Origin of the sequence: Yersinia sp. 1652 StPb PI (assembly GCF_041538345.1) — a bacterium.
Lineage (GTDB): Bacteria > Pseudomonadota > Gammaproteobacteria > Enterobacterales > Enterobacteriaceae > Yersinia > Yersinia enterocolitica_E.
This window is the reverse complement of record NZ_JAULSM010000002.1, coordinates 1184093-1198163: the sequence shown is the minus strand read 5'-3', so window position 1 is coordinate 1198163 and position 14071 is coordinate 1184093. Positions and strand designations below refer to the sequence as shown.

Below are 14071 nucleotides of genomic sequence, written 5' to 3'. Positions count from 1 at the left end.
ATTATTCCACTTCTATCTGTTTTACCTGCAAACTGTCACCACTCTCCACTTGCAGAGCATGGCTGCCACAATGCGGGCACCCGGCATCGTGCCGTTCAATCTGAACACTGGCGCTACACTCCCAACACCAGGCTTGTGCGGGTAAATAATTGATATGCAATTGGCAATTAGCTGCCAATGTCTCACGGCTGGCCGCGTCAAAACTAAAACGCAATGCGCTCTCCTCAATACAAGAGAGCGCACCAATCTCCAGCCATACCGCCGTTATTCGTTTGGCCCCGTTAAGCCTGGCCTGTGTTTCAATCAGCTCCAGCGTACTGAGGCATAAACTGATTTCATGCATGCTGATTCGTCATTTGACTAAACAACGCCCGCCGCCGTGGATTAGCCGGTGCATCAGCATTACTAATGGGCAGTGAAAGCACCATGCGAGCGCTCTGTTCTGCCAGTAGCAGCGCCTGTTCCGCTTGCAGCGTAGTGTCCAATGGCGACATCAGCGAGCGGCTCAGGTACTGGCCGCAACCGGCTATTTCGCCGAGCGTAAAACTGATGGTGCCGCATGGCAGTGCCAGCATCAAGCGCTCACCCACCACCCGGCGCGGCCAGCTTTGCTGTGGCCCCGGTAATACCACTAAACTCAGCATCCACGGGGTCAATAACGCTCCCACCCATTGCTGCTCAAATAACTGAAAGCCACAGGCGCGTAGCGGTATGTGGTCACGGTAGAATGGCAAGCCGCGCATCTCATCTGCGGCAATCTGGCTGAAAACCTGCTCCAGTAAAGGAGCCGGGTTTTGCGTCAGCCCGATAATGCCAGTGTCGTCGAAGCAGTCAGACATGGTTTTGCTCCCGTGCGTTGAGCGTAATTCCGCTTAAGCGCAATGCGACCAGAATCTGTTCCAGCGCGGGTTCCATCGCCTGTATCACCGTCGGTGTCAGGCCAATTCCTGGCGCCAGAGATTCTGGCACCACGCCCACCAATGTCAGTTGGCACGGGGATTCACCGGTCAGTTGCAGTGCCATCAGCACATCGCATAATCCTAACTGATGGGGCGAGACTTTGCGGCTGAACATAGCCGGTATCTCTTTATCATGCAGCACCGCGACACTGCCCGGAGGCTGGCCGGTGAATACCGCATCAGCAACAATCAAATGTTCGCGGTTTGCCATCGCTTCCATCAGTTCTAAACCGGCGGTACCGCCGTCCAACACCTCAACACCTGGGGGTATCTCAAAGCGTTGTTCCAATGCTTCAACCAGACGTACCCCCACCGCTTCATCGCTGAGTAATAAGTTACCTATACCTAATACCAAAATCCCCATCACAGCACCTTGACTTTGGTCACTTCGTTGCCCGTTGTATCAACAATATGTACGGCACAAGACATACACGGGTCGAATGAGTGAATGGTCCGCACCACTTCGAGCGGTTTGGCCGGATCAGCAACCGGTGTACCCACCAGCGCTTGTTCGTATGGCCCGGGTTCGTCATTGTAGTTACGCGGGCCGGCGTTCCAGGTGGAGGGCACCACTGCCTGATAGTTGGCGATTTTGCCGTCTTTGATGACCACCCAGTGCGACAACATGCCGCGTGGCGCTTCTTCAAAGCCAACACCGCGAATTTCGCCGGTTAACGGAATATTCGGTTTGATAAAGGTTTCGACATCGCCGGTACCGATATTGGTCACCAGCGCCGTCCATTGCTGAGCCAGCGTTTCATGCAGCACACAACAATGCACTGCGCGGCCAATGATGCGGCCCAGCGTCGATGGCAGTTGATCTTGAGTGATAGCCTGCCCGCTTAATTTTTGATAGGCCGCGCCAATATCGCTGAAATGCTGTTTGGTCGGTGCGTGATCTGCCGCCAGACCGCACATCAACCATGCCAGCGGCCCAACTTCTACCGTTTTGCCGTAGAAAGTTGGCGCTTTTACCCACGAGTATTTGCCCTCTTCCTGCCAGCCGGTGTAGTTCGGGTTGGTTTTGCCCTCCCACGGTGCCAGCGGCTCGTCATCCTGATACCAGGCATGTTTGCCGCTCTCGGCAATCCCTTTGATCAGATAAGGATCGTTATGGTTGGCAATCGGCCGGAAGGTACCCTTATCCAGATAGCCGCCCGGCAGCAGGAAAGTCTCCCCTTTGCGATCGGTCGGTAGCTCCGGCACGCTGAGATAGTAATCCGCCCCTTTACCCAGATTGAGCCAACCTGGATAGTGGGCGGCGATCACCGCCGTATCCACCTTATAAACTTGCTCGATAAAACTGCCCAGTCGGTCGATGAAGGATTTCACCAACATCAAGCGTTCCAGATTAAGCACACTTGGCATATCCAGATTGATTGGATTGGCAACGCCCCCCACAGCCAGATTCTGAATGTGCGGTGTTTTGCCCCCCAATACCGCCACAATGCGGTTGGCATCGCGCTGGCACTCCAGTGCTTGCAAATAGTGAGCGACCGCAATCAGGTTCACTTCTGGTGGCAACGCCATTGCCGGATGGCCCCAGTAGCCGTTGGCAAAAATGCCTAACTGCCCACTGGCCACCAGGTCTTTGATTTTCTGTTGTACACGGCTGAACTCTTCCGCGCTGTTCAGTGGCCAGCTCGATAAGCCACTTAACATGGCGGCTGCCTTCTGTGGCGAGGCTTGCAGCGCTGAGGTGACATCTACCCAATCCAGTGCCGACAGTTGGTAGAAGTGCACGATATGGTCATGGATGCTGTGCGCGGCCAGAATCAAATTGCGGATATGTTGCGCATTGACCGGGACTTCCATCCCCAGCGCATTTTCCACGGCGCGCACCGAGGCGATGGCATGGATGGTGGTGCATACGCCGCAAATACGCTGCACAATCATCCAGGCATCGCGGGGATCATTGCCTTGCAAAATCTCTTCCATGCCACGCCACATGGTGCCGGAGGACCAGGCTTTAATGACCTTGCCGTCCTCAATTTCGCAGTCGATCCGCAGGTGTCCCTCAATGCGGGTGACGGGATCAATGGTGATGCGTTGGCTCATGCTTTACCTCTGTCTGATTATTCTTATGTAATTGCCCGTGAGCAGGCAGCACCGGCAATAGCCGAATCAATAAAATGTAGGCGCAGACCTCAATGGCGACGAAGCCAATTGAGATCAGGATTTCACTGGTGGTTGGGAAGTAGTTGTAGCCACCGCCGGGGTTAAAGGCCAGTAGCGAGTAGTTGAGCCGCCATAGCGCCGCGCCCGCAATCATGCACAGCGCACCAATAAACAGTAAGCGGCTGTCTTCTCTGGCCCGCCGGATACGGAAGATGATGAGCGGCAAAGTCATCAGTACGATTTCAGCCCAAAAGGCGATAGCGTAGCGGTCGAAATGCAGCAGATAATCTATTTTGTGCCGCACTACCACTTCACCCAAGCGCAGCAAGACAAATAGCAGCAGGAATAGGTCGATAATGGTGGTCAGCCGGGTAAACAGCGGTGCTTCATTGGCACCTCGCCCACGCAGTCCGGCCTGCACCAAAGAGCCTTCAAAGATGACAATAGAGAAGCCCAGAATGGCGGCGGTGAGCAATGAAAATAGCGGTAACATTTCATAGCTTTGCCACAGCGGATGAATCTTCGCACCTGCGGCAATCATCAATGAACCCATTGAGGACTGATGCATAGTCGGCAGCAGCGCACCCAGTGCAATGACGAAAAACATCACTTTGTTCAGCCGCTTGAGCGAAACCTTCCAACCGAGGCGTTCAAACAGTGCGGGGGCAAACTCCAGCGCCATTACACCGATATAAATGGTCATACAGACGGCGGTTTCGAATAATACCGAATTGACGTTAAAGTAACCGGGGATAAAGAAGTAAGGCAGGTTCCAATAGCGGCCAACATCAATGGTGATCGACAATCCCCCCAGCGCATAACCAAATAAACTGGCTAACAGCGCCGGGCGCACCAGCGGGTGATATTCGCCCCGGTTAAAGACATAAACCGCCCAGGCCAACGCCCAGCCGCCACAGGCCAGACCGGTTCCCACCAATAAGTCGAAAGCGATCCAGATCCCCCATGGGAAGCCGCCGTTCAAATCACTGACTGAACCCAGCCCGAGCACCAAACGTTTAACTATCAGCAGCGCGCATAACACCACAAAAGGCGCTAGCAGCATCACCGGCCAACTGACCAGCCGCCCACCCAGTGGACTGGATTTATGCATCGTCATCTGGACCGTCCTTTTTATCGTGCGTGTCGGCATCACTGTCTTTGCGCTCATCGCGGGTATTGCGATGCACCAGCGCCGTCACACCGGCCAGTACCGCCAGCGGCAGGATCATGCCTTTGTACAGGGTGTGCTGAACATGCTCCGAACGCGCACCGGTTGCCAGTTCTGCCAACGGTGGCAAATCAAGTTTCTCAGTCGAAATACCCGCCAGTACCAACACCTGCGTACCACCGCCCTCTTTTTCGCCGTATACGTGCGGATCATAATGGGCAACCGGATGCTCGTAGGTGTCGTTGGCACTGAGTGTTTGACGCGGGAAGCGATAGTTCTCACCCGGTGTTAACGTCAGCCGCCGTTTGGCTTCTGACAGCAACGCTTCACGGGTACCAAATATCACCGCCCCGGTCGGACACACCTCAACACAACCAGGCAAGCCGCCTTTGTCGAGCCGCTCCACCCCTTTCTGATTACACAACTCACATTTATGGATCTTGCCAAAGGGATTATCGTAATCGTATTTCGGCACATTGAACGGGCAGCCAACCATGCAGTAGCGACAGCCGGTACAGATATCCGGGTCATAGTGAACGATGCCGGTTTTGGCATCTTTGCGCAGTGCGCTGACCGGGCAGACGGAAACACAGTTGGGATCAACGCAGTGCATACACTGCTTTTTGATATAGGCGTAACCATCTTCCAACTGATCTTTATGGATACCTGCACCACTGGTCCACACCTGAATAATGTTGTTGGTATAGGGGCTAAGTTTGTCGTTGTTTGACCAGATAGCATCACCACCGGCGTAGGTTTCACCGTGCGCGGCAAACTCGCTGTGATTAATCTGTTGGCATTTACTGACACACGCCTGACAACCGACGCATAACGTCGAGTCATACAACATGCCAAGCGCACCGGGGATCGGTGGTCGGTTTTGGACCTCAGCTTTACTGCTGGGGGAAAGTCCCGCCAGCAAGACACCGCCCGAGGCTAATTTGAAAAAGTGACGTCGGTTCACGGCTATTCCTCCCGCGATGAGTGATCGTCATCTTTACGGCGCTGCTTCTGTTGCCGCCCCAGCTCACGCACCGTCATCAGGCTGACACCGGCAACCAATCCCACCACCCCACCCAGCAACGCGGTGGCGGTAGTAGAAACCTTGCCACCTTCCGCATTATGGATCTGTGGTTTTTCAGCGCGTGGTGTTGGGTTTTCGACATTGGCTAATTGAGCAATGCTTTTGGTAAAACCAATCCCCTCTTCGTTACAGCCGTAACACGGATGGCCGATGCCGACCGGCCAGATGCCACCACCAACATCGCAGAACTCCAGGGTTGGACAGTTACCGTAGGTCTCCGGCCCCTTGCAACCAAGGTGATAGAGGCACCAGCCCTGACGATGCCCTTCATCACCAAACTGACGGGCAAAACGACCGGCATCAAAGTGCGGGCGACGCTCGCAGTTTTCATGGATCAGACGGCCATAGGCAAAGGTAGGACGGTTCTTGGTATCCAACGCAGGGGGGCGCTGGAAAGTGATAATATGAGCAACGGTTGCCAGGAAGTTATGGGGGTTGGGTGGGCAACCGGGAATATTAATCACGGTTTTACCCGGCAGTGCATCCTGCAAGCTGACCGCGCCGGTCGGGTTGCCACCAGTGGCTGGCACGCCCCCCCAGGCAGAACAGGAGCCGATGGCAATAATAGCTGCCGCATGTTCCGCCGCTTCGCGAATATGCTCGACAATAGGTTTGCCCGCCACCATGCAGTAAATCCCACCATCTTTCAGTGGGATAGAACCATCCACCACCAGTATGTACTTCCCTTTATACTGTTCAATAGCGCGGTGCTTATTCTCTTCCGCCTGCTCACCAAATGCTGCTGACAGCACTTCGTGATACTCCATTGAGATAACACTGAGCAGTAAATTCTCAAGGGTGGGATGCGTTGAGCGCAATAGTGATTCGGTACAGCCGGTGCACTCCTGAGCACCAATCCAGATGACCGGTGGCCGTTGTGGTGAACCGACCATATTGGCAATTTCTGCGGCAGCCTTACTGCTGAGACCCATGGTGGCAGCCAGCGCTGCACAAAGCTTCATAAAATCACGACGGTTAACGCCATGCTGGGAAAGCATGTTTTTTCCCCTGTCATTATTATTATATTGTTCACATACCCGATACTAATGATGGGTATATCCCTATAAAAAGCATGGTCTTATATCCAATAGATTTCGAAATGCAGGACGGCCGCAAACGAAAGAACCCCGCTGAACTTACATAAGTAAGTGATTAGAGTAAGTGAGAGCAGCCAACACACCTGCACTTTGAAAAAAGATGAAGGATATTCTGTTAATAGTTTGTAACTCTGCAAATATAATTAAGTTGATCTTTATCAATGGATAATTGATTGAGTCTGAAAGGGGTAAATATCTGTGAACTAAAACCGTTTCAGCAAAACATTTCATTTGCCAGAAAATAAAAAATCTGTCAGGAGGGAATGCGGAGGATGCAGATGGAATTCAATATCATTAACCCAAAATAGTAAATTAATGCAATGACTTTAATTATATATTACTTACTTTAGTTATTTAACTGGAAATGAAAATTCCATCCAACTTAAAGATGAAATGTATCATTTCCCTTTTTTAAGTGAATTTAATTGATCATCATAATGTAATTTGCCATTGAAAACGTTGAATTAACACACTTTGAAATACGGTCAAAATGCGACAAACCCTTGCGGGGCCTAACGCTTGTCGATACTCACCACCAGCGGTAAAAATCTGTACGAAAAACAATCTTTAGGTCGCCATGTTGCTATCAATTATTAACTAAAACTGATTTTTTTAACATTTCATTAGGTCATTATTCTACCTAAAAAGTGTTAACCATTAGCCCTTCCCTGAACATTTTATAAAAAATGAAACCAACCAGACCTGCGGATATAAATCATACAAGGTGATTAGTTATTAATTTAACCATTATTCCTAGTGCGAATTGTTACATCAGCCAGAAAATCGGATTCTTATCAATTTCATTCAGTTTGAGAACTCTAACAGCCTGTTTTGTCATTTTTAATGATAAATCTTAATGTTACAAAATGGATCATAGCGATGACAGTGATAGCGAATACTTGCCAGAGGGATAATCTGTTATCGGTGCATTAGGTTATAAATTGCACTTTACGCAGAGTTAAATGTGCTTCCGCTGCCGTGATTTTACTTTCGCCGGTAAATTGTCGGCCAGAGAGACGATAACATGCCCTCTGATTGGGGCTAATCGTCCTATAAAATTTGAGTTAACTCTACTTTTTATCTATCTATCAATTAATAAGCAAATAAGTCGTGCTATGATTATTTTACCGGTCAATATTCAATCGGTTATAAGTTAGCAACTTCAAGTAGGAAGGGTCTTTATGATAAAACCATTCATTGTTGTAACCCTCGCCATCGCCACTCTCAGTGGTTGCGCCAATAATAATACCCTTTCGGGCGATACTTTTAGCAGTTCTCAGGCCGGCCAGGCCCAAGCTGTGACTTACGGAACCTTGGTTTCTGTCCGTCCGGTCACTATTCAGGGCGGAGATGGGAATAATGTTGCGGGTGCGGTAGGTGGGGCTGTGGTGGGTGGTTTTCTGGGTAACACCATTGGCGGCGGTACTGGTCGCCGTCTCGGAACCGCAGCAGGTGCCGTTGCCGGTGGCGTAGTAGGCCAACAAGTCCAGAGTATGATGAATCGCAGTAGTGGTGTTGAACTGGAAGTGCGCCGCGATAACGGCACCACCTTCCTGGTGGTTCAAGCTCAGGGCGTTACCCAATTCCAACCGGGGCAACGTGTCACCATTGCTACCCATGGAAATACCGTCACTATCACACCACGTTAGGTTTGCCGCCCGAACTCAGCGTGCAGATATGGCCACTTAAGTTAAGTCATTGTATTAAAAAGCACCGCCCAGTCCTGAAGGTTCGAGGGTAGACTGGGCGGTGAAAAGATGAACATAACTATCCGGCTTTTTTCGCTGCCGGTTTCACTACATTCTCTCCGTGGTTGCCAAAGAACTGATATAAGGTGTCTGAAGCCGTTTTGGTTAAGACCATAATTTCAATACGGCGGTTCTTCGCCGCAAGAGGTTCAGCAGGGTCCAGTAACATCTGGTCTGCCATCGCATTGATTTGCAGTACTCGCGCCTCACTTAACCCACCTTTTACCAACGCTTTATGGGCCATCAACGCCCGCTCACCCGACAGATTCCAGTTGTTGTACAACACCTGATCACGGTAGCGGGAAGCATCGGTATGGCCGGTAATAATGATTTTATTGTCCATCTCATTAAATGCCGGAGCCAACTCAGCCAATAGACGGCTGAAGAACGGCGTCAGTACCGCGCTACTGCGCTGGAACATATCGCGCTGCTTATCATCCTGAATCAAAATACGTAGCCCTTGTGGCACCACTTCCATTTGCAGGTTGGATTGCGCATCGTAGGCAGAAGTAATTTGCATAATGATGCGTGATAACTCTTCCATTTCTTTACGTGATTTATCCACCACCTCTTCCAGAGATTGCTCCGGTTCCGGCACCTCAACTGCCAGATTACTTTTGGTCTCTTTCGCTTGCTCCTTACCATCAATGCTGTCAGAGAACTTGCCGCCGCCACTTTTGCTGTTAGAGGGAATTGAAATAAAGGATTGCTGCGAAAAGATGGTTTGCCCATTCAGTTGCGCCACAATCTCTTGCCGCTCCTCTTCTGATACCACCCCGACAATCAACTTTGTGGTGGTAACCAAGGGTGCTGAGCGAATTTCTGAAGTGTCGGCCCGCTTTACCTTGGACGCACTGCCGGGTAAACAGATGGCGATTGATGCCGACCTTAATGCCGGGTTAATCAATCAGGAGCAAGCGCGCTTGCGCCGTAAAGAAGTGGCCAGCGAAGCTGACTTCTACGGTGCGATGGATGGAGCATCCAAGTTTGTTCGCGGTGACGCCATCGCCGGTATTATGATTCTGGTGATCAACGTGATCGGCGGTATCTGTATCGGTATCTTTAAATACGATCTCAGCGCCAGCCAGTCGTTTCAACAATATGTATTGTTGACTATTGGTGACGGTCTGGTGGCACAAATTCCGTCCCTGTTATTAGCAACCGCGGCGGCAATTATTGTCACTCGGGTGAGTGATGGCGGTGACATGACTGATGAAATTAAAGATCAGTTGTTGGCAAAACCGACCATCTTGTATGCTGCGGCATTCGTGATGTTCATACTCGCCATTGTGCCGGGGATGCCCCATCTTGCCTTTCTCAGCTTCACCGGATTACTCCTGTTCGCCGCTTGGCAGCAAAGTAAAAAAATTCAGCAAGCGGATGCTGAGCCCGATCTTACAATCCTCGACCAAGCCATTTCTGAAGATAATGCCCTGAACCTCAACTGGGAAAATATTCCGATAGTTGAACCTATCGGCCTGAATTTGGGCTATAAGCTGGTCACACTGGTCGATGAATCAAAAGGCCGACCGCTGATTCAGCGGCTGCGAGGGGTGCGGCAAATTATCTCCGAAACCTGCGGAATTCTATTACCGGAAGTCAAAGTACGGGAAAACTTTCGCTTAAAACCGTCCCAATACACCATCAATATTAATGGTGTCAAAGTCGCCGGTGGCGATGTTTATATTGATAGACTGATGGCGATTCCAACAGCGGAACAATACGGCGAGGTTGATGGTGTACTGGCAATCGATCCAACTTACGGCCTGGCCGTGGTATGGGTAGCGCCGGAAGATAAACCCACGGCACTAAACTTCGGTTATCAGGTGGTGGATTGTGCCAGTGTGGTCGCGACCCATGTGAATAAAGTGGTACGTGACCATTTATCTGAACTGTTTAATTATGATGATATAACCCAATTACACCAACGGCTTGAGTCGCTGTCGCCACGTTTGGCTGAAGATTTGGCTGCCGGATTGAATTTTAGCCAATTGCTGAAGGTGTATCGTCAACTATTAACCGAAAATGTGTCGCTGAAAGATATTGTCACCATCGCCACCACCTTAGTAGAAAGTGCCACTATCACCAAAGATTCACTGCTCCTCACCTCTGATGTGCGTTACGCATTACGTACCGGTATCGTCAATGGTATCAATGGCGATGACAAAAACCTGGCGGTTTATACCATTAATAACGAATTAGAAAATATGTTGCTTGGCTCGTTGAATCAGGCGCAGCAAGCGGGGAAAGTGGTATTGGATAACTTCCCAGTCGACCCAAATATCCTGACCCAGTTGCAGCAGAATATGCCGATCATTAAAGAGCAGATGAAAGCAGAAAATCACCAACCTATTTTATTGGTAACTCCACAATTGCGGCCATTAATAGCACGCTATGCACGATTATTCTGCCATGGGTTGAATGTGTTGTCTTATAACGAAGTGCCTGATGATATGGCGCTGAATGTGATTGGTACCTTAGAGTAAAAGTAGCTGAGCCTCAGGGATGAGGCTCATTAATCCCTACAACTTCAAAGAAAAAGGGGATAATTAGTTATCCATAAAGGTTTGCTGCCATTCAACAATAGTTTTGGGCCTTTTATCTTTATCTTCAGGCACATTAGTAAAATAGTGAACCCGCAGCGTGCCATTTTTTTCAGGCGCAACATACGCGGCCCAAATCAAACCGGCACGGTTATACATAATTATTGATGCACGTTTATTAGCGGCACCTCGCACCCAGGTGGATAATACTTTTGCCCCCCGGTTATCCCGGTCATGGCTATAGATATAGACGTTGGCTGAGGCGACAAACTGGGCGTAATGGTCGCCGACTAACTCACGGAAAAGTTTATCGTTGTTGGTATCAGTAAAAATACCGACCGAAAGTAAGCTGGGAGTCTCACGTGGATCTTTTTCAGCCCGAACATACTGCCCGTCAATAAAGACATCTTTAGGCATCGAAATTCGACAACCCCAACTGCCATTGCTGTGCACCTGAATTGAACCATCTTTTATCGGGATCAGTAATAACCGGCAGTTTGCTGTATTTTCAATAAGATCAACAACCGCTAACCCTTCAACTTTACGTGCTTCAGCTCTAAAATTACCGGTATTTTCACCGGACCAGGCGCGGCTATCAATACTAAATCCCCACTCAGCAACCCGGGTTATTTTGATAACGCCACCCCGGTCATTCCCTTTGGTAACATTCCACCACTGCCCGCTCCAATCAAAATTTTTGTCAATATCAGACATGGAGACAATGCCCTGAAAATAGGCACGCTGAATACAGCTATCACTGGTACAACTGTTAAGGGATTTTTCCCATATTTGTCGTTGCTGATACACTGTTTCTGTATCATATTTGACCAACATGGACTGATAGATATCGCTAAATGTCTGATCCAGCCAGTGTAAATCCTCATTACCACATACAGTATATTCAACCGGCGTCGCTGCACGCTGGCAGTTAATGGCAAAAGATGGCGATGAGATACCCATCGCCAGTAAAAATAAAATGCTGCGAAAGTGAGCAATTCTCATTGTTTAACCCGATAAAAACATGAATTTTTTTATTATTGAAAGCTAATAACAACCTAGCTCACTATAGCGTTTTTGTGACTAAATGCCTAAAACTGGTAATAGAAAACCACCAGACGGCGCTGACTCTTAGCGCAATCCGGTGGCTGTTCTCTACTATTTATTACGACAATAAGTGTTATTTCTTAAATTGAATCAAAGTTTAACTAAGAATGAGTGGCTTGCATATTATCTGATAAATTAAAAACAGAGACCGCTTCTGTCAGTTGCCGTGCCTGTTCTTCTAACGAGGCAGCCGCAGCGGCAGACTCTTGTACCAGGGAGGCATTTTGTTGTGTGACGCCGTCCATCTCGGCGACAGCTTGCCCAATTTGACCAATGCCGCGGCTTTGCTCATCAGAAGCAGAGGCAATCTCGCCCATAATGTCGGTTACATTGGTCACCGCCTGCACGATGCTATTCATCGTCTCCCCTGCTTCAGATACTTGCTGTGAGCCAATATTCACTCGGGATACCGATTCACTGATCAACCCTTCGATTTCTTTCGCCGCTTGTGCACTACGTTGGGCCAAATTACGAACTTCACTCGCTACTACCGCAAAACCGCGCCCCTGCTCACCGGCTCGGGCCGCTTCAACCGCTGCGTTCAGTGCCAGAATATTGGTTTGGAAGGCGATACTGTTTATCACACCGATAATATCCGCAATACGACGTGAGCTTTGCGTAATACTGCTCATAGTGGCAACGACATCGTTGACAATCCGCCCGCCATTTTTCGCTGTTGCAGAGGCATTCTCAGCCAACTTACTGGCTTGATGCGCGTTTTCGGCGTTCTGTTTCACCGTTGCATTCAGTTGTTCCATACTGGCCGCGGTTTCTTCCAGTGCCGCCGCTTGTTGCTCGGTACGGGAAGAGAGATCCGCATTTCCTGCTGCAATTTCACCGGCTCCGGTATAAATCGCATCGGTACTGTTGCGAATAGTTGATACCGTATTCACCAAACTATTTTGCATTTCACGTAAGTAAGGGATCAGTTGCCCGACGCAGTTACGGCCAAACTCAGGCATTGCCCGGCCTAACTGCCCTTCAGCTAAGCGTTTAAAGTGCACCTTGATCGACTCCAGCGGACGCACCAAATAACTGACGATATAGCGATCGGTTAAGAACAGAATGATAACACCGGCAATTAATGCAGCAAAAAGCGCCCGTTGACACCAGTCGACTAATGTCTCCACCCGCAAACTGGCAGCCTCTGTTGCGGCATCAACCGCAGAATTGTACTTCTCGACGGTAGCGCCAAACTCTCGGCTTAATGGCGGATAATCTTTGTTAAACAAATTGTTATAATCTTCGAAGCGATTCTCTGCCACCGCTTTAGCCATCGGTTCAATTCCATTACTCAATAATGTTGACCAGCTTTGAATAGTTTTATCTGTCAGTAATGGATCCATCGACTCATGAGATTGCAGTTTAAATTTCGCCAAACTCTCTTGGGTATTTTTTAGTGCTACACCTGCTGAAGCCAATTCACGATCAGCATCGGCAGTTGCCCCGCTTTGACGATATGCCGCGGCACGACTTAAACGAGTAACCACACGAAAATATTGGTCATTACCCCGATTAATAATATTAATGTTTTTTTGTTGGTTAGAACTCAGATGTAATGAATGCGTCAATTGGTTAAGTGAAAATAATGTAAAGGTCGAGACACCTCCCCAAAGCAACAAAAATATAACAAGAATAGATAATAACGCCATCCTGATGGTGATATGTTTTAGAAAATTCACGGGAATACCCCTGTGTCTTATTTTTTTAGTTTATTTCCTTGAGATTTCAAGGTGTTTATCGCTGATAATCCCCGCAGGGAAAAAGGTTAATTATCAGGACTCATCACCAAAATAGCATGAAACCAACACAAAAGATCAAGATAACCGATCAATATTAAACAACTGATTGATTTCACCTATTAAAATGTAAATAACGTTCGATAATCTTGATCGAAAACTGATTAACAACGCTCAGTAGTTTCCACATTATATGTATTTATTCTGAATATAAATACAGCGCCCCATTGCCTATTAACTCTTAGAATAGTTAGCCAATCAATTAATTTACTTACAGATAGAGAATTACCTGTTTTTGCAATTGCAGAATTAAATATCTTATTAAATGCGATTGGGCGAGATAAATAAAATAATAACAAAAATCCATATCAAACCATCAGGCACGCGATACAGCAAAATTTAACTATTTATTTACTATGGTTGATTCCGTATTTTTTTAGCAAGGAAACCAGGCTGGGGAAATAACAATTTTATTCATTGCAATATAGGCATGTGCTTAGCACGGCGGCGG

At 48.7% G+C, this 14071-nt stretch carries 10 protein-coding genes and 2 pseudogenes; 2 read left to right on the top strand and 10 right to left on the bottom strand.

The genetic code is table 11. From position 1 onward, the window contains the following. Position 1: 1 nt before the first annotated feature. The 7 genes and pseudogenes from hypA to hybO all read right to left on the bottom strand — a co-directional run bounded on the left by hypA (position 2) and on the right by hybO (position 6344). Positions 2-343: a hydrogenase maturation nickel metallochaperone HypA gene (gene hypA, locus Q2T71_RS21950; protein WP_083162467.1), complete on the bottom strand. Its 342-nt coding sequence runs from the start codon at positions 341-343 to the stop codon at positions 2-4. Then, positions 336-839 (bottom strand): hydrogenase-2 assembly chaperone, encoded by a 504-nt coding sequence (hybE, locus tag Q2T71_RS21945; protein WP_372560531.1) that lies wholly within the window; start codon positions 837-839, stop codon positions 336-338. Before hybE ends, hypA begins: the two co-directional genes overlap by 8 nt. After that, entirely contained in the window at positions 832-1323 is a 492-nt protein-coding gene (locus Q2T71_RS21940) for a HyaD/HybD family hydrogenase maturation endopeptidase (protein ID WP_372560530.1), read from the bottom strand. The genes hybE and Q2T71_RS21940 overlap by 8 nt, the downstream gene beginning before the upstream one ends. After that, positions 1323-3017: a hydrogenase 2 large subunit gene (gene hybC, locus Q2T71_RS21935; protein WP_372560529.1), complete on the bottom strand. Its 1695-nt coding sequence runs from the start codon at positions 3015-3017 to the stop codon at positions 1323-1325. Before hybC ends, Q2T71_RS21940 begins: the two co-directional genes overlap by 1 nt. Then, complete coding sequence (gene hybB / locus Q2T71_RS21930) at positions 2995-4194, bottom strand: Ni/Fe-hydrogenase cytochrome b subunit (protein WP_032906923.1); 1200 nt, start codon at positions 4192-4194, stop codon at positions 2995-2997. Before hybB ends, hybC begins: the two co-directional genes overlap by 23 nt. Next, the gene (hybA, locus tag Q2T71_RS21925) at positions 4181-5209 is read right to left on the bottom strand and encodes a hydrogenase 2 operon protein HybA (protein ID WP_372560528.1); all 1029 of its coding nucleotides are present in this window, start codon (positions 5207-5209) and stop codon (positions 4181-4183) included. Before hybA ends, hybB begins: the two co-directional genes overlap by 14 nt. Before the next feature lie 2 nt (positions 5210-5211). Then, a pseudogene (gene hybO, locus Q2T71_RS21920) lies at positions 5212-6344 on the bottom strand (hydrogenase 2 small subunit). 1263 nt (positions 6345-7607) lie between these two features. Between hybO and Q2T71_RS21915 the strand changes: the two are divergent. Further along, the gene (locus tag Q2T71_RS21915) at positions 7608-8075 is read left to right on the top strand and encodes a glycine zipper 2TM domain-containing protein (RefSeq protein WP_083162455.1); all 468 of its coding nucleotides are present in this window, start codon (positions 7608-7610) and stop codon (positions 8073-8075) included. 118 nt (positions 8076-8193) lie between these two features. Here Q2T71_RS21915 and lafU read toward each other — a convergent pair whose 3' ends face one another. Then, positions 8194-8994: a putative lateral flagellar export/assembly protein LafU gene (lafU, locus tag Q2T71_RS21910; protein WP_372560700.1), complete on the bottom strand. Its 801-nt coding sequence runs from the start codon at positions 8992-8994 to the stop codon at positions 8194-8196. Between lafU and Q2T71_RS21905 the strand changes: the two are divergent. Continuing rightward, positions 8957-10660, top strand: a pseudogene (locus Q2T71_RS21905) (flagellar biosynthesis protein FlhA); the annotation flags it as partial. The gene lafU and the pseudogene Q2T71_RS21905 overlap by 38 nt on opposite strands. 63 nt (positions 10661-10723) lie before the next feature. Here the strand turns inward: Q2T71_RS21905 and Q2T71_RS21900 are convergent. Further along, complete coding sequence (locus tag Q2T71_RS21900) at positions 10724-11719, bottom strand: lysozyme inhibitor LprI family protein (protein WP_372560527.1); 996 nt, start codon at positions 11717-11719, stop codon at positions 10724-10726. Positions 11720-11922: 203 nt separating this feature from the next. Then, positions 11923-13503, bottom strand: coding sequence for a methyl-accepting chemotaxis protein (locus tag Q2T71_RS21895; protein ID WP_372560526.1), 1581 nt, complete (start codon positions 13501-13503; stop codon positions 11923-11925). Positions 13504-14071 lie beyond the last annotated feature (568 nt).

Excerpts from the sequence above, each read along its gene's own strand:
- hypA (WP_083162467.1), bottom strand. The coding sequence starts at position 343 with ATGCATGAAATCAGTTTATGCCTCAGTACGCTGGAGCTGATTGAAACA.
- hybC (WP_372560529.1), bottom strand. The coding sequence starts at position 3,017 with ATGAGCCAACGCATCACCATTGATCCCGTCACCCGCATTGAGGGACAC.
- hybB (WP_032906923.1), bottom strand. The coding sequence starts at position 4,194 with ATGACGATGCATAAATCCAGTCCACTGGGTGGGCGGCTGGTCAGTTGG.
- Q2T71_RS21900 (WP_372560527.1), bottom strand. The coding sequence starts at position 11,719 with ATGAGAATTGCTCACTTTCGCAGCATTTTATTTTTACTGGCGATGGGT.
- Q2T71_RS21940 (WP_372560530.1), bottom strand. The coding sequence starts at position 1,323 with ATGGGGATTTTGGTATTAGGTATAGGTAACTTATTACTCAGCGATGAA.
- hybE (WP_372560531.1), bottom strand. The coding sequence starts at position 839 with ATGTCTGACTGCTTCGACGACACTGGCATTATCGGGCTGACGCAAAAC.
- Q2T71_RS21915 (WP_083162455.1), top strand. The coding sequence starts at position 7,608 with ATGATAAAACCATTCATTGTTGTAACCCTCGCCATCGCCACTCTCAGT.